Origin of the sequence: Microcoleus sp. AT3-A2 (genome assembly GCF_036705685.1) — a bacterium.
Classification (GTDB): Bacteria; Cyanobacteriota; Cyanobacteriia; order Cyanobacteriales; family Microcoleaceae; genus Microcoleus.
In genome coordinates, this window is sequence record NZ_JAUBVF010000023.1 from 76713 (window position 1) to 93047 (window position 16335).

Annotated in this window: 18 protein-coding genes and 1 other RNA gene; 3 read left to right on the top strand and 16 right to left on the bottom strand. The window is 44.9% G+C overall.

Annotated features, from left to right (window positions below; genetic code table 11):
* Positions 1 to 8 precede the first annotated feature (8 nt).
* On the bottom strand, positions 9 to 1121 hold the full coding sequence (gene dndB, locus QUB37_RS15200) for a DNA sulfur modification protein DndB (protein WP_333163309.1): 1113 nt from the start codon (positions 1119 to 1121) through the stop codon (positions 9 to 11).
* A gap of 237 nt (positions 1122 to 1358) precedes the next feature.
* Between dndB and QUB37_RS15205 the strand changes: the two genes are divergently transcribed.
* Positions 1359 to 2951, top strand: coding sequence for a DGQHR domain-containing protein (locus tag QUB37_RS15205; protein ID WP_333163311.1), 1593 nt, complete (start codon positions 1359 to 1361; stop codon positions 2949 to 2951).
* 62 nt (positions 2952 to 3013) lie between these two features.
* On the opposite strand, the gene QUB37_RS15210 is transcribed toward QUB37_RS15205, so the two are convergent.
* The 14 genes from QUB37_RS15210 to QUB37_RS15275 all read right to left on the bottom strand — a co-directional run bounded on the left by QUB37_RS15210 (position 3014) and on the right by QUB37_RS15275 (position 12053).
* Positions 3014 to 3229 (bottom strand): DUF6887 family protein, encoded by a 216-nt coding sequence (locus tag QUB37_RS15210; RefSeq protein ID WP_333163313.1) that lies wholly within the window; start codon positions 3227 to 3229, stop codon positions 3014 to 3016.
* Entirely contained in the window at positions 3216 to 3404 is a 189-nt protein-coding gene (locus QUB37_RS15215; RefSeq protein WP_333077086.1) for a DUF6888 family protein, read from the bottom strand. The genes QUB37_RS15210 and QUB37_RS15215 overlap by 14 nt, the downstream gene beginning before the upstream one ends.
* Before the next feature lie 145 nt (positions 3405 to 3549).
* Positions 3550 to 4605, bottom strand: a complete 1056-nt coding sequence (locus tag QUB37_RS15220; protein WP_333163315.1) for an endonuclease/exonuclease/phosphatase family protein — start codon at positions 4603 to 4605, stop codon at positions 3550 to 3552.
* A gap of 10 nt (positions 4606 to 4615) precedes the next feature.
* Complete coding sequence (locus QUB37_RS15225; RefSeq protein WP_190742092.1) at positions 4616 to 5086, bottom strand: DNA phosphorothioation-associated protein 4; 471 nt, start codon at positions 5084 to 5086, stop codon at positions 4616 to 4618.
* Positions 5087 to 5178: 92 nt separating this feature from the next.
* Positions 5179 to 5499: a nucleoside triphosphate pyrophosphohydrolase gene (locus QUB37_RS15230; protein ID WP_333163317.1), complete on the bottom strand. Its 321-nt coding sequence runs from the start codon at positions 5497 to 5499 to the stop codon at positions 5179 to 5181.
* 12 nt (positions 5500 to 5511) lie between these two features.
* The gene (locus QUB37_RS15235; RefSeq protein WP_333163319.1) at positions 5512 to 6168 is read right to left on the bottom strand and encodes a Uma2 family endonuclease; all 657 of its coding nucleotides are present in this window, start codon (positions 6166 to 6168) and stop codon (positions 5512 to 5514) included.
* A complete protein-coding gene (locus QUB37_RS15240) occupies positions 6158 to 8224 on the bottom strand; it encodes an AAA family ATPase (protein ID WP_333163321.1) in 2067 nt (688 codons plus the stop codon). Before QUB37_RS15240 ends, QUB37_RS15235 begins: the two co-directional genes overlap by 11 nt.
* Positions 8221 to 8469: a hypothetical protein gene (locus QUB37_RS15245; protein ID WP_445300030.1), complete on the bottom strand. Its 249-nt coding sequence runs from the start codon at positions 8467 to 8469 to the stop codon at positions 8221 to 8223. The genes QUB37_RS15240 and QUB37_RS15245 overlap by 4 nt, the downstream gene beginning before the upstream one ends.
* 114 nt (positions 8470 to 8583) lie before the next feature.
* Entirely contained in the window at positions 8584 to 9930 is a 1347-nt protein-coding gene (locus tag QUB37_RS15250) for a DNA phosphorothioation system restriction enzyme (RefSeq protein WP_333163340.1), read from the bottom strand.
* Positions 9931 to 10020: 90 nt separating this feature from the next.
* Positions 10021 to 10596: a Uma2 family endonuclease gene (locus tag QUB37_RS15255; RefSeq protein ID WP_333163325.1), complete on the bottom strand. Its 576-nt coding sequence runs from the start codon at positions 10594 to 10596 to the stop codon at positions 10021 to 10023.
* Positions 10597 to 10620: 24 nt separating this feature from the next.
* On the bottom strand, positions 10621 to 11064 hold the full coding sequence (locus tag QUB37_RS15260) for a hypothetical protein (RefSeq protein WP_333163328.1): 444 nt from the start codon (positions 11062 to 11064) through the stop codon (positions 10621 to 10623).
* A gap of 198 nt (positions 11065 to 11262) precedes the next feature.
* On the bottom strand, positions 11263 to 11643 hold the full coding sequence (locus QUB37_RS15265) for a phasin-related domain-containing protein (RefSeq protein WP_333163330.1): 381 nt from the start codon (positions 11641 to 11643) through the stop codon (positions 11263 to 11265).
* 23 nt (positions 11644 to 11666) lie between these two features.
* Positions 11667 to 11763: signal recognition particle sRNA small type (gene ffs / locus QUB37_RS15270), an RNA gene on the bottom strand.
* 23 nt (positions 11764 to 11786) lie between these two features.
* Positions 11787 to 12053 (bottom strand): YciI family protein, encoded by a 267-nt coding sequence (locus tag QUB37_RS15275; RefSeq protein WP_265234333.1) that lies wholly within the window; start codon positions 12051 to 12053, stop codon positions 11787 to 11789.
* A gap of 120 nt (positions 12054 to 12173) precedes the next feature.
* Between QUB37_RS15275 and QUB37_RS15280 the strand changes: the two genes are divergently transcribed.
* On the top strand, positions 12174 to 12728 hold the full coding sequence (locus QUB37_RS15280; protein ID WP_333163332.1) for a 2'-5' RNA ligase family protein: 555 nt from the start codon (positions 12174 to 12176) through the stop codon (positions 12726 to 12728).
* 136 nt (positions 12729 to 12864) lie between these two features.
* Here QUB37_RS15280 and QUB37_RS15285 read toward each other — a convergent pair whose 3' ends face one another.
* The gene (locus tag QUB37_RS15285; RefSeq protein ID WP_333163334.1) at positions 12865 to 13551 is read right to left on the bottom strand and encodes a ComF family protein; all 687 of its coding nucleotides are present in this window, start codon (positions 13549 to 13551) and stop codon (positions 12865 to 12867) included.
* 72 nt (positions 13552 to 13623) lie between these two features.
* On the opposite strand from QUB37_RS15285, the gene QUB37_RS15290 reads away from it, so the two are divergent.
* Complete coding sequence (locus QUB37_RS15290; protein WP_333163336.1) at positions 13624 to 16110, top strand: putative PEP-binding protein; 2487 nt, start codon at positions 13624 to 13626, stop codon at positions 16108 to 16110.
* Positions 16111 to 16335 lie beyond the last annotated feature (225 nt).

Below are 16335 nucleotides of genomic sequence, written 5' to 3' on the forward strand. Positions count from 1 at the left end.
TAATTATATCACTGTCTGCGTGCATCTGCGGTTTCCAAACCCAACCTCATCTTCAAATAATCAGTCATCCAACTAACACTCGCCCTCGACTTAGAAATCCCCCCTTTCAACAAAATCCCATTCTCCCAATCAGGATTAGAAATCGACCAATCAACCTGCTGCAAAAGGCTCAAACGTTCCTCCCAACTCTCAGGAAAAACCGACAGCAAAGCCGCCCCAACTTCCCCCAAACTCTCAAGCACAACACTGTGACAGTGTACGCAATCCCGGCGCATTTCCCCCGCCGCAACTTGCTTGTGCAGAACTAATTGCCAATCTGGAATAAAACTGCTAACCGCATTCCAATAACTAACCGCCAGTTGTATTTTTTGAGCAAGTTCTTCCTCTTTCTGTTCTTTTTTGGTGCGAGAACCAGAGGGTTTTGCCTGTTCGCTGCCCTCAATATTAGACAGCAAAGCCATGATAGCACGGTCGATCGCACTCAGCGTAAACAATTTGTGCGATCGCCCGTTCAAACTCCCCTTCTCCATCTCAGTCAAACACCGGAAAACCTCAACCTGCTTAACAACCGCCTTCACCACAAAAGCGCGATCGTCCCGGTGGTTGTAAAGTAGACTTAGCGACGCCTCCAAAGGAACTTGAAAACCGTTCAAATCAGCAAACATCTGCTGCGATTTTTCCAACCCAATATCGAGAAACAAAATCAGCGCCACCGTCTCATATCCCAACTGCGGATTTTCCCTCAAAGCCATCTCAAAAGCCACGCGCCGATGCTGTCCGTCATTAATAGTAAACTTAGCATCCATCGGCACTCGCAAGCGACCGATTTTCCGTTCTTCTGCCTCATTTCCCACTGCTTCAAAAGTAATATCCGCATCAATCGAAGCAGCAATTGCCCCACAAGTATAATTTGTAGGATTCTTAACAAAATACTCAGCAATTTCGGGAATCCTAGCTTTGTTAAGCGCGCGTTTCGCCCGCATAGACGGCGGCAAATCTTCAGATTCAAAGGGAAACAATTTCGGCAAAAAACGCACCGGACACATCGACACGTAATATTCGCGGCCCGCTTGAATGCCCCGAATTACCGGCAAAATGTATTCAAAAGAAGGAGTAGACATATTTTAGAATGGGGCATTGGGAATGGGGAATGGGGCATTGGGCATTGGGCATTGGGCATTGGGAATGGGGCATTGGGCATTAATAGCTATTGACTTTTGGCAAATTCTATGGTATGTCGCTGGTCTAGCAGGGCATAACTTAAGTATTTCACAAGGTTTTTTTAAAAACAAGTGTTGACATAAACTTTAATATATGATATTTTTTGAAAAAATAGCCTAATTATATAAAAACCGCCTATGAACACCAACCCAGCGGATGACCTCGCTACTAAAATATTAGAAAAAGAAAATAGCGACAGACAGGAAATCGCACTTTTATTAGATAATTATTTAGGAAAGGACTATCGCATTTTCGTACAAAAAACCCAGATGGGAAACAGCGAAGCATACATCGGTTCAGTCACCCTAGAATGGTTAGACTCTCGCGTCCGTTTCGCCTCGCAAATGCCGCTTTTCCGCCAAAAATTCGACCTCCAAACCAACAACATCGTCCGCGACGACGAAACCATTGACGAAATTATCCAGCGTCCCTTAGATTGGTCGCGCCAAGCCACCCTAACTCAATATTTAGCAGCCAGAAAATCGCACAAATTCCCCGCAGTTTTAGTAGTCGTCAGTCCCCCGTGGGTAGATAATCCTCTAGCCGAGGAATGGGATAAAAATGGCGTAGCAACTAAATCGGCTGCTGAATTTACATCCTTTGATAAAAACGAGAACTTAGGGCTTTTGAATGTCTCTCAAAAAGTTTCAATTTTTGCCTTAGACGGCCAGCATCGGCTGATGGGAGTTCAAGGTTTAATGAGTTTAATTAAAACCGGAATCCTGCAAAGATACAACAAAAATAAAAAACCTGTCGGCGCTGCAATTACTCTGGAAGATTTAGCAGAAGAGTATCAAATCGACCCCGAAACAGTGTATAAATTAGCTCATGAAAAAATCGGGATTGAGTTTATCCCGGCGGCGGTAGCGGGGGAAACGCGACAGCAAGCACAACGGCGCGTGCGATCGATCTTTGTGCACGTTAACCTAATGGCGGTAACGCTGAGTCAGGGCCAGCTAGCATTATTGAACGAGGACAACGGATTTGCGATTTGCGCCCGAAAAATTGCCGTCACCCATCCCTTATTAAAAGAACAAGATGACAGAAACCCCCGCGTCAATTGGGACAGCGCCACAGTCGCAGCCAAATCAACTGTCTTAACCACATTGCAAGCGCTGCAAGATATGTCCGAACGGTATTTAGAATACAAATTCCCTCATTGGAAGCCGGAACGAAAAGGTTTAATTCCCATGCGTCCCGAAGATGAAGAACTGAAAGAGGGAATTGAAGAGTTTAAAAAATTGTTCGATCATTTAGCAACTTTACCCAGCTATCAAAGAATTGAAAGCGGCGAAGAAACGGCAGAATTGCGCCGATTTAGTTTTGAAAAGCCAGGGGGCGAGGGAAATATTTTGTTCCGTCCAGTCGGTCAAATTGCTTTAGCTAATGCTTTGGGAATTCTAGTATTTAGAAAGAAACTTTCCCTGAAATCTATTTTCGACAAACTCCGCAGGTACGATGTGGATGAAGGATTTAGCCACATGGACAATCCTGAGTCTGCCTGGTACGGGATTTTGTACGATCCGAACAAAAAGCGAGTGCTAGTTTCTGGAAAGGATTTAGCGACGAAGTTAATTGTATATTTGGTAGGGGGAATTCAGGACGATATGGATCGAGCTCATTTGCGGCAAGCGGTAGCGGAAGCGAGGACTTTTGAGGATAAAGCTATTAGTTTTAATGGCAGGTTTGTGCAGCCGCAAGAGGTAGGATTGCCGCCAGTGCTTAGCTAAGTTTCTATTGGATGAAGTATGATGAAATACAGGATACGGCAGTGCCGTATCCCTAGCTTCATTCAAGTGCTGCGATTTCTGGCCACTTCTAACTTGCGGCGAATTGCGGCTTGAACTTTCTCATCAAAATCTGGATCGCCGGGACTTGCAATAATCCTCAGCGGATGCTGATTGATTCTGTCTAAGTACGCCTGAAAAGCGGCTCGATTTCCACGATGTTTAAGAAAATACTGTTTCAATTCAGTATTCGACATGGCGTTATAGTTAACTTGGCTCATCAGCAAACTCCCCATTGGGTAAAATTTGGAACTCAAGCTCTTCATCGTACCCAGCCAATATGTATACGTTACGAGTGCGATCGTCAACACAAATCAAATGTATAGGCTGAAGCATCGTGTAGGTCAGTTGATAACTGATGCGATATAAACTCTCTAGCTGGGCAGCAGTAGGCATTTGTCAATCACTCAACCTAATAGTTATTTTAACATATAGCTCAAGGAAAATTGTATATTTATATTATCACTTTTAGTAATTTCGGTCTATAAAACACTACTACCGCTCGATATTGTACCAAAGTTTACCTCTCAATTTATATACCTTATACCGCTTCATTTAACAAAACAAGTTCGGCTCCTACAGGCAAATGATCGGACTCGGTTGCCTCCAAAACCGAACTCGATTTAGCACCCCAATGCTTTGAATACCAAATATAATCAATCCGAAAAACCGGATAATTTAATCTCCAATTCGACCTTTTTACCAATAATTTAAGTTCCCAACCGTGAGGCCAGGTAAAACCAAACCCCCATCCCGATTTTCGGAAAGCATCTTGCATGACTTTCTGCACCCTGTTATAGTCTTGAGTTTCGTCTGTCATATTAAAATCGCCCGCGACAATTACTGGCAGAGTTTCTCGCTCAACTCGCTGCACTAAGTCTTGAATTTCAGGCGATCGTTTGTCATATTTGTAAACTGGAACTTTGAAAAAACGCCATTTTTTAGAGAGTTTCAACCACGGCCCGGTAGCTTGCATATTATAAATCGCTACTTCTTGTTCGTTAAATTTAATAATTGCCCGCTGCTGCGTTTCTCGATGGTCGGCTAAGTGCAGTATTTCGCTAGATACAATTGGATATTTACTGAAAATTCCTACAGAGTGAGTGCCAATTTGATAGGGGTAGTCTGCTTTTAACCCGGGAAAAGCTCTTTGGGTAGGTGCTTGAACCATTTCTTGTAAAAATATAATATCGGGTTTTTGCTGGTTAATCAGTTTAAATAAAGTAGGTGACTGAGTTTTATGCCAACTGATGTTATGGGATAGAATTTTGATTCTGGGCTGCGAATCTGTAATTTTGATGGGTGCGGGAGAAAAGTATTTGACGTGCAGCCAACTTATTAGGAGAAAGCAGGCGACCGCCGAAATAATAGCGAACCATCTTTTTTTAATAATTGACACCCCGATGATAGGAAGCAGGAAAATTGGGAATAAAATTAATGGTATAAAAGTGGTAATTAAGGCAATAATCCACAGTTCATCCCAAAAAATTAGTTTGAGAATGAAATAGCAGATAATAAATGCTGAGTAACTGTAAGCGAGAAATTTTGCAGCTTGCTTTAAGCATCTCTGGATTATATCTTTTGGGATGTGCTTCATTGGGAACCTATTAAAATAAGAACTTGCTTAAATCGAATTCTTCATTTGACCGATGTTGGTTGTCTCTTTCAGAAATCAAAACCAACAACAGGCGATCGGTATAATCCGCCGCACCCCGCAACTCTTCGCGCAAGATTTCCAGTCCACCATTAGCATATTCTTCAAAAATTTGCAACCGTTCTGCTTCCAATTGTTCGTCAAGATGGGAGAGAATTTGAGGATTTTTGGTTTCGGCGATCGCAATTAATTTAATCGCCATATCGTAGCCCCTGGATACAAAAATATCAACATCGATCGCACCCGGTTCTCGTTTAGAAATTTCCCCCAAAGGCGATCGTTTTTTCCGCTGCTTTCCCAAGGAGGCGGCGAAGGCGATGACATCGGCGTAAGTCTGGAAAGGGCCAGTGTTGTTATCCGATAAAGTTAATGATTTGACTAACTCCGCTTTATCTTTAGCAATTCTAATTTTGTTAGCAGCCATTGGGATTAATATGTAATTTTTAACTGAGTAATTTGATTGATAAAGTAACCGCAGATTAGAGGCAGATAAACACAGATTAACGCAGATAATTTTCAGAATGTCCGCAACAACATAATTTTTTGGGCAAAACCTCCTCTTGCTTCCCGGCGCTTGATTTGTTCGTCCAAAAGTCGATCGCCCGAAATGCCAAAACTCGCCATCACCGCATCTATCACCTCATACAAATCCGCCAATTCCGCCACCAAATCTTCCTCATCAGCCTCCGCCGCTTCCCCCGCTTCTTCAATCAATTTCTGCAGCAAAGCTTGACGGTATTCTGCCTCCGACAAAATTACAAACTCGCATTCATTCCCGCTTTGGCGAATAATTTCAGGAATGCGATCGCGCACCAACTTATGATACTCTTTTTCCACGTCAAACTCCCTTCAACCTTGACTAAAAGTTTGAATCAACCAGCGATTAATTTCCCCATCATCTTGGGTTTGACTCCGGTTCAAAGCTTCCTCAACTAACCGAATTTCCAGCCCCGGTAAAACCCGCGACTCTTGAATTCTCCCGCTACCTCCGCCATTAATCGCAAACGCAAAAACCTCCCGCGTGTTTGCACGTTCAACCCAATATTCACTTATTCCTGCATCTTCGTAAAGCAACCGCTTGCCGCCTAAATCATCATTAAAAGAAGACGCCCCAATTTCCACTATCAAATTAGGCGGATCGTATTGATTTAAATCAACAGCAGAATTGCTATCATCAGGAGGCACTCTTAAATCTGAACCAATGTAGTAAGCTAAATCAGGTTGAAACTCGCCGATACCAGCTTTGCGAAAACTGGTGTTAGTAAACTGAACTACTCGGATATTTCTCAATGTTGCAAACAGAATAACTACACAGGCCATAATTGAATTTTGACGCCCGTGCAATGGCCCTACTGGTGACATTTCTACCCTCATGTGTTCTTGATAGTAATAAAACTTACCCTTCTCCCATGCTGAATCGTCAGCGAAAGCTAGAAACTCTTCCCACGTCGCCTTCACCCAAATATCCGTTTCCAAAGCCTGCGTAATTGCCGAATTAGAAGTCATACTCCACCTCTACAATTTCCGTATATTCAAATTCATTTGGACTGCGCTTAACTAAAGGATAGCGCGTCCCGCCAAGTTCGATCGCATCTTCTTCACAATCAGCTTTCGGAGAATTGTACACCAGCACGTATTCCCTACCAGTGCAACTTTCCATCTCTTGAGCAACTTCTCCGCGCCACTGAGTTTTAGTTACCAAAACTACCAATTGATTCGCCAACTTCGGCAGCTTATTCGCGATTTGCTTGCGATAAATCTCGTCCAAACTGCCAAAGGGAGAATCCATCACAATTGGAAATGTACTGCTATCCGGGCCCATCAAAGTATTCTTTTGACTCCACTCCCGCACGCCGTCAATAATTCCCCCGATAAATGACAAACTGAGAATTTGATTTTCTCCCGTAGAAGCGGCAACCAAAGATTCTTGTCCCGACGTATTTTCTACTAGAGTCAGTTCGTATTTATCGCTCAACTTGGGGATGTAAGGAGTAAAAGAAATTTGACTAAAAATATCTTGCACTCGCTTTTCCAACTGAGAACAAAACTGTTTTTCTAAGCGCGATCGCACTTCAGTTAGGCGATCGATCGCATCCTGAGCCGCAGCAATCCGGCGCTGGGCTAATACTTGCCTTTGCTCATTCAGTTGCTGCTTATCGATTTGCTTTTCCAAAGCCGACACCTGCACATTCAAACTCTCAATCTGCTGTTGATTAGAGCCTGTTTCTCGGTGCAAATCGCCAATTTTTGCCTCAATTTCATCCAAGCGTTTTTGCAAGCGGCTGACATCTTCGTCAGGAAAATTTCGCAGCTTGTTGTGAATATCATCTAACTGATTTTCTACCCGAGAAAGTTCGGTTCTGTCGTGGCTGATATTGCCTTGCTGTCGGTCAATTTCCTCCCAAAAATCAGCCACTTGTTTATCAATTTCATTTACCCGATCGCTAATCCGAATAGTTGTTTCTTCCACATCGCCAACACCGGCCTTATCCATCCAACCGCTAACCTGTTGGCGAGATTCAGAACCCTCCACTAATTCCGCACCGCAGATACACCGCTGCTGCGCTAATAACTCTTCTAAAAACGGTCGCTGAATCCCCGAAAGCAACGAGCCACATTCCCGCAAACCTTCAACAATTACTTCAAATTCCGCCGCCGCCTCCGACAGAAATACTGCGTAACCGCGCACAGAAATTGCTCGTTTTAGAGCATCTGTAGCCTGTACAATTTGTTGCTTCAATAAATCTCGTTGCTTTTGCAATTCGTCTCGCAACTTTTGTAAATCCGCAGCACCGCTAAGTTCCAACAAGTTACCATTAACTGCTTTCTTTAACTCCCCTTGGTTCGCCAATTCCCGCTCTATTTCTACTTGTCTGCTGGAAAGTTGATCAGCTTCTTGCTCAATCTTTTGCTTATCTTTTAAAAGTTTCTTCGTTTCAGCATTACCAATTATATTTAAATCGGTCTCTAGAGATTTTTTTGCTTCTCCTAAATGCCGGATCGATCGATTCAACACTTCCACCCCCAGCAACTCCTTAGTAGCTTCCGCAATTTCTGCCTTCTTGTCATAGCGGACAATTTGCTCGATTCGCTCCCCGTCAAAAAAGAAATATTTATGTAAACTTTCCGGCAAAATCCGCCCGATAATATCATCGGGATGCTGATCCGGCTTCAGCCAGAGACCGTTATCTTTTGCTACATTAAGAAACAATTCACTCTTGCCATGTTCTACAGTGTTTCCACTTTTATAAGCACGACAGATACGTCTTGCTTGGTAGCGCGTGCTGTCGTGTTCAAACACAATTTCCGCCCAACAACCTACGGCTTTTCCCATTTCCGCCTCAGCCAGAGCGCGCTTGTTTACTAATTGTTCTTCTGCCGCAAAAGCTGCGCTAAATTTTCCGTAAAGTACCCACGTAAAGGCATTCATTAAGGCAGTTTTTCCAGCGCCATTATTCCCGTGAATTACTGTAATATTTTGCCCGCCCCAAGCTAGTCTAATTTCGGGGCTTTTGCCGTAAAATTGACGAAAGTTGCATAGAGTAATTGAGATTAACTTCATACAATTGCTTCCTTAATGATTTTTAAAATGTCATCGTTAATGTGGCGGGGAGCTCTCATGTACAACTTATCTTTTTCAATTTCCAATACCCGCTCGATAATTTGACGTACTTCCGGTGGCGCGCTAGTAATTGGTTGCTGTACGTCGCTGAATTCCTGATGAGTTTGATAAGCAGAACGCTTTTCTGCTACAATGCTTGTCGGTATGGCTGCGATCGCGCTATCTTCATATCTAAATGCTATCATCAGATTTTCATTCATATTTTCAGTCATATTTTTTGTGCAAATATTAAAAGTAGCAACTAAAACTGCGATCAAATAATTCTCTATTCTCAAACATAAACCGAACCTTAATAAATGTCAAATGTCTAATAGCCCGTAACGCTTCTGAAGTTGCAGCAATTTCACTCTAGCTTCCCCAGCATTGTCGGCTAAATCGGCAAATTCCAAGAACCGCTTCAACTCTTTTCGCAGCAAATTGCGCTCGACTTCTAAGGTTTCTCTGCCCAAATCCGGAGGCAAAACTATCATGTCAAATAAAGTTGCCCTTTCCTTCCCCGGATGCGGCCGCAAAATGCGTCCCCGACGCTGAATAAACTGGCGCGGATTGCTGCTGCTTGCTAAAATTACAGCATTGCGAATTGCTGGAATATCCACGCCTTCATCCAAACAGCGAATCGCGACTAAACCTTGCAATTCTCCACTCTCAAATTGCTGGCGCAATCGTTCTCTTTCTGCTAAAGGAGTTGCCGCAGTATAAGTGTTAACTCGGTAGCCTAATTCTGAACCCAATAACTTCGCAGTTTCTGTTAGTTGGCGGTTGTTATTTCGGCGCGCACCTCCTTCGATCGCACCGTCGCCGCAGTAAAATAAAGTATGGGCTGTGTCGAGACGGTGAATCATTAATTCTCGCAAAGCTACTAATTTATTAGCCGCCGCCCCAATCAACCGGGCTCGCTGCATTAATAAAGTCGTTAAAGCATCGTTTTCTTCTACTTTTTCATCGCCCCAAAGCGCCCAGCCAATCTTTTGAGTTAAGCGGGAATACTTGCGGGTTTCGGCTTCTGTCAATTCTACTAAAATTGGATAGTATAAATAATGTACTAATGCTTTTTGGCGGATGGCGTCGGCTAAGGTGAGTTCCGGCTGCAAAACAGGGCCGAAATAATCTAAAATAGCTTCGGTTCCTTGTTCGTCGAAATGCCTTTCTGGGGTGGCGGAAAGGGCGAGCCGCAGTCCAATATTGCGCGGCAAACTTTCTCCTAAACGGGGCGCGCCTAAGTTGTGAACTTCGTCTCCAATAATCAGGGTTTTTTCTGGGAAATAGCGCAGTTGCGATCGCAAACTATCTCCCATTAAGGTAGCATTAGTAGTGATGATTGTGAGAAATGCTCGCTCGCCAGAGCGCACTTCATACAAACCCGCAGCCAGCTTATTTTGCCAACTGCGGGCGCTATCAAAAGCCAAAATAGGTTTTAAACCAAATTTCTCGGATTCGCGCGCCCACTGATTCACCAGGTGGCAGTAAGGGCAAATTACCAGCAGGACTTGCAGGTTAATTTTATTGTATAATTCAGTGGCGATCGCCAGTGCAGTAATCGTCTTGCCGCTACCCGTCGCCATCTTCAGCGTACCGCGTCCCTGATTCGCAAACCAATTAGCAACCGCCACTCGCTGATAGTGTCGCAATTGCAGCGATGGCGGCATATTCGGAAATCCAAATTGCGAATTATTAGCCGTTGAGCGATTCACCTTTAAATGCCGTTAGATGCAAAATTCCCTATACTCAACTGTAACTCACGGGCGATCGAAACTTAACAGCCCAAACAAATCCGCCGCCGACATTTGCAAATCCGACAGCACATCGAGAACAGGTAAAATATCTTCATTCTCCTTAATCTCAGGTTCTTGCTGCGGTTTAAAAACAATTACCAATTCTTCCTCCGGGTCAATCAGCCAACCCAATTTAGTGTGATTTTTGAGGCAAAACAGAATCTTATTAATTACGCGACTTGAACTTTGCTCTGGCGATAAAATTTCAATTGTCCAATCCGGAGCAATTTCAAACCTATTTTCAATTTTTCCCAGAGAATTCAGAGGAATCCGCGGCCACTCGAACACTGCTATATCTGGAACAATAGAACGTCCCCCAAAAGTGCAGCGCAATTCTGGAAACGCATAAGCTAACTTCTGCGGTTTGCCAACTCGATTAATAACAGATGGAAACTCGAATTGTAACGTACTGTGTTTTCCTTGTGGCATATCTTTTTGATAAATTTGACCATCAACATACTCGCTAGCCGGCTTAGTTTCTGGCAATAGCAAAAACTCTTCCAGAGAAATCTTTGACGGAGACTGAATTGACGTTACCATAAGCCATTAAACCCTCAAAAACTCTTAAAAATTCATATCGCTGTCAGTTTCCCAATCAGCACAACTCTCCGATTCCACACCGGTAGGGTGCATCGCACAAACCAACAAATTTCCCCCGTAAACTTGACCGTGATAGTTACGACAACCGCGACAAGCCGGCTGCTGCGTCGGCGAAGGGTCTACATAAGTCACCATCGACAAATCTATCTCATCAAACTCAGGGTCGAAGTCGCGGTAAATTTCAATTATCGGTTCGATAAATTCATTAAATAAACCGTCAAATTCATTGAAATAACCGTCAATGTCATTAATCAGATTATTTTGTACTTGTTCTGTAAACTCTTCCGACATTTTTGCCAAAACGTCCAGCATTTCGACAAACTCTTCGCCCATTTCGCTGAAAAAATGCTCTACTTCAGAAACAGCATTTTCCATTACTCCAAAAAAATCTTTAGACCAATCTTCCATGAATTTGACAGCTTGCTATTACAAAATATTTTACAGATACGTGCAGCCAGCCTCATGCGAAGCGATCGCACCTACTTCCAATTCTATTACCTATTGCCGGATATCCGTCCACATCTGACAGGGCAGATATTTAAAAAGGGAACTCAAGAGTATTATCCTGAGTTCCCTTCATGCTTTGCTGCGCGAGCTTTTTCCAGCTTAATCCCGCTTCAGTCGTCGCAATTCCTCTTGTAAATTCTGCACCTGTTCGCGGAGCTTGTCTACGCCGCCTGTCTCTTTAGCATCTTTTGCCGAGACATCTTCTTCCTCAGAAATAATTTCAATCCGCCGAGGTTCAGCCGGTTTTTCGTTCCCAGCCTCGGCTACGGGGGGCTGCTGTTGAGCCTGTTGTACCATATCATCAACAAAGCGGCGAGCTTCTTCGGTGGACATCTCGCCCCGCTTCACCAATTCGTCTGCCAGCTTTTGGGCTTCAGTGCGTAATTCAGTTAACTTGCTGCCAGCTTTTTCACCAGCATAGGAAGCTAGCCCGACACCAAGGTAAACTGCTTTTTGTAAAATATCTCCGAAACCAGGCATAGGATCTACACCTCATAAAACTGGGTGAACCGGAGACCACGCCTATTACAAGCATCCCGTGTTGCTGCTACCTTCCGGTCCTGACAAGATTTGGGCGTTGGAATCGCGTGGGTCCAGTTCACATATGAGTATAACACAGTTATTTATTCTTCAACCACACACCAGTGATAAATTTCATAAATAACGCAACCGTTCTTCACCAGCGGGTCTTCAGCGACGATCGCCTTCGCCTCATCCATGGAACCCGCCTCAAACATCAACATACCGCCGCCCCGTCGCGCCCAGTAGCCAGTTTTCGCTCGGTGTCCTTTAGAAATCAACTCTCGGACATAAGCTCTGTGAGCTGGCACGTATTGGTCAAAGACAGGCTTTTCGACAATTCCTTGTTCAATTTTGACAAACCAAGGCATTTTTATTTGGGATTTTAGATTTTATATTTTAGATTGGGCATAGGTGATCAGCAATGGGATCTAGGGCAAATGCTCTATATTCCATTTTGCACCATCCTTTCTTAACTGCGATGTTATCCCATGAACCAGTCAAAACAGCGATTTTTTATTGCCCTAGTGCCGCCTCCCGATATTGAACACCAGATTACTGAGATTCAACGGTATTTTGCGGAACACTACAACAGCCGCGGTGCTTTGAATTCGCCGCCGCACATCACGCTGCAACCTCCTTTTCACTTGTTAGCGGAGGATGTTCCAACATTAGAGCAAAGTTTGAAGGAGTTTTCGGCAAATCGGCTGCCCATTCCCGTTACTCTATCCGGTTTTGCTGCTTTCGCGCCGCGCGTCATTTACGCTGATGTTGTCAAATCACCCGAATTGCTGGAGATTCACAAAGATTTGATGAGTTATATGGAGGCAAATTTGGGAATTGTCGATCGAGTTTCTCAAAGTCGCTCATTTGTACCGCACATGACAGTAGCCTTTCGCGATTTAACTAAGGAGAATTTTCAAACGGCTTGGTTGGAATTTGCAGGGCGATCGCTCCACTTTGAGTTTACCGCTTCCGCGTTAACTTTACTGCTTCACGACGGCAGCCGGTGGAACATCAGCAACCAATTCCCGCTTTCGGCCTAAACTCTCTCTCTTCTTTCTCTTCCTTCGCGGACTTCGCGTCTTCGCGGTTCGTTTTTCCCAAAAAATATTCTTCGCAAATCCTGATAAATATCATTTCCTCACTACAAAGCTGTTTAAAATTAAAGGCAGTCACAGCTTACCGATCGCTCTTATTCGGAGTTGCAAGTGCCACAGTTCCATAAACCGAAATTCCCGACTGTTCCAATATTTTAATTGCCGACTTAACCGTAGTACCGCTAGTGTAAATATCATCAACTAACAACACTCGATCGCGCGGGAGGCGACGACGAAAATCTTTCCCCAAACTTAAAGCATTTTTCATTTCCGCTTGTCGCTGCTGTGGCGTCAGAGCGAATAAAGCCTGAGTATTTTTCACCCGCTCCAAACCGTGCCGCTGCAAAGGCAAACCAGTCAGCTCGCAAAAACTTTCAGCCAAAAGTTCGGCCTGGTTAAAACCGCGCTCCTTGAGCTTTTCTTGATGCAGGGGAATCGGTACAACTGTTAAATTGTCTATAGCTAATTCGGGAAAACTCAGCCAAGCTTCTGCCAGCCAGCCGCCTAGAGGTTTGGCTAATTGCGGATTGCCGTCATATTTCAAAGCTGCGATCGCCCGTTTGAGAACCCCGCCATACTCACCCCACACAAAAACACGCTGCTCTGAATGCCAAAATCGACCGGGATCGCTTAACTGACATCGCTGAAGTTGCTTGTGACAGTACGCACAAAACTCTCCGGCGGCCGGTCGCTGACAAAGAGGACAGTTAGACTTAAGAAATAGATTGAGAAAAGATTTGACTAATCCCGTCCATTTTCGCTTGTTCATCCTAAAATTGTCGTAAGTGATTAATGGGAAAAACTTTCAACTTCAATCAGTTTCCACCGACAGGCTCGCAGCGTGAAAAACCTCTACTGGTTAGACAAAATTCAACCTTCAGACCGAGATGCAGTGGGAGAAAAAGCATTTTACTTGAGCTGTTTGCTCCAGAAAAATCATCCTGTTGTACCGGGTTTTGTCGTGCCGGCTACTACATTCTGGCAGTTTTTAGAGTCGATCGACTGCCTAGAACCGCTGTTTGCTGACTGGCCACACTCTTCCCTGCACTTGAATGTCGATGAACCCAGACAACTGCAATCGATCGCCCGCAGCATCCGCCACCAAATCCTCGCCGGCAAACTGTCAGATTCACTGCTCTCCACCCTAGAGTCTGCTGTTTCTCAACTCAACTCACAGTCAAACTTAAACTCCACAGCCTTAATTTTTCGCCCTTCCCTGACTTCCTGGAACCCGAAAACAGTCGGTATTCTGGAATCTCAGGCAGTACGGGCAGAACCCGAAGCCCTTGGGGCAGGACTCAAACGAGCTTGGGCAGAAATGTTCAGAGCCCGAAGTCTATTTTACTGGCAGCGGTGCGGCCTGCGGGTACAGCAAATCAATCCCGCAGTTTTGGTGCAGCCACTTCAAGAAGCGATCGCTGCGGGCGAGGTGAAAACAAAGGCGGGCGCACAGTGGGAAATCCAAGCCACAAGCGGTTTGGGATTGTCCCTCGCTAGGGGAGAAACCATCCCCGATTACTATCAAGTGCAGCCAGAAACAACTGCGGTTAAATTCCAGCGGATCGGTTACAAAACATTAGCCTACAATCTCAAAGCCGGCGATGGTGAACCGAAAAAAAAACTGCTGCTGGGCAAGTTTGCTGCTTTTCCAATTCCCGATTCTCCATTTATAATTCCTGATTTTACTGACTGTTGCGTGCAAGTTTTAGCGCTGGGAGAGGAAGCACAAACAGAATACGTTTTAGAGGAATCGCAACTGCAAGAAATCATTGAATTGAGTAAAAAAGCGATCGCAGAATTTGACTCCGATTTAATTTTGGAATGGACGCTAAACCAGACAGCAAACAGCGGCGAACCGCAGTTTTATTTCACTCAAGTTCGTCTTGTGAAAGGGGAAAAAGTCGTGCCGGTAGAGGAAAATCCGATCGCCCTCCCGCACCCAAACTCGATCGCCCCAGCCCGGACTCCTGCGATACTCAGAGGTTTGGCAGCAGCATCAGGAAAAGCCGAAGCAATTGCCCAAGTTATGACTAATTCCCACCCAGAAAACGTGGAATTCTTAGCCGGAGGCATTTTGGTAGCCCCGACAATCGATCCGAATTGGCTGCCTTGGCTAAAAGTGGCTGCTGGGGTGGTTGCGGAACAAGGAGGCATGACCTGCCACGGCGCCATTTTAGCGAGAGAATTGGGGATTCCCGCCGTTGTGGGAGTTGCCGGCGCCACTCGGGCGATCGCCTCGGGCGATTCGGTTTTGGTAGACGGCGATAGCGGAGAAGTTTTTGCCCTCACCCAACCGGATGCGATCGAGACAGGAGACAGCCGCCGACTTCGGGACACAGCCAAAAAGGTCGATATATACAGTACAGCAGCCAAAATGTCAATAGCCAAGCACCAATCTTCTACCTCTGATCGATCGTCCAATTCCGCGCCTAAAGCTCGACAATCTGAGTCTAGTCAATATGTTTGGGGCCCACCAACGGCGACTCAACTGCTAGTTAATGTCAGCCAAACAAGTTCGATTGACCGCCTCAAAAATCTGCCAATAGACGGCATCGGATTGCTGCGATCGGAATTAATGGCATTAGAAGCTTTGGACTGTCAAAACCCCAAAGTTTGGCTACAAGACGGCCGCCAATCGGAATTTGTCGATCGCATGGCGGATTGCCTGAGTTTATTTGCTGCTGCCGTTTCGCCGCGGCCAATATTTTATCGCTCTCTGGATTTGCGGGACTCAGGCGCCCACGGCAGTTTCAGTTATACCTTTGAACCGGAGTTATTTGATTGGGAACTGTGCGTACTTCAAAAAGTCTACGAGTCAGGTCATACAAATGTTAATTTAATTTTGCCTTTCGTGCGCTCGGTTGAGGAGTTTATCTACTGCCGCCAGCGCTTAGAAACAGTTTGGAAAAACCGAGCGCCAGAATTTCAAATGTGGATTATGGCGGAAGTTCCTTCAGTGTTATTTTTATTACCAGATTACGTAAAAGCCGGAGTTCAAGGAATTTCTATCGGCACCAACGATTTAACCCAATTTCTGTTAGGCAGTCACCGCAACTCCGACCAGGTAGCAGGTGCTTTCAACGGGCGCGATCGAGCAGTGATGAGGGCGATCGAAGAATTAATCAAAGAGGCGAGGGCTGCCGGCATTCCTTGCTCGATCTGTGGCGACGCTCCCGCATTGTATCCCGATACAGTTGAATCCTTCGTGCGGTGGGGAATTTCGTCTATTTCGGTCAATGTCGATGCTGCAGAACAAACTAGCAGGGCGATCGTCCGCGCCGAACAGCGCCTGCTGCTAGAAGCCGCTCGATCGATAATTAACAATTAACCAGTCCCAGACGCACTTTACCTCAGAAATCCGGTTTCTACTCTCAATCATACCTTTGGCAAGCAGCCACCCGCTCAGAAATCGGCTTTCTAGACAACCCGTGCATCCAGGACTATTAACAACTACAGAAATCCGGTTTCTAATTATATAAGCTGTTCGACATCTAAACTGCATTAACTAAGTTACCTTTATTTTTTATTTTTCGGTTCCATTTTATAATTAGTC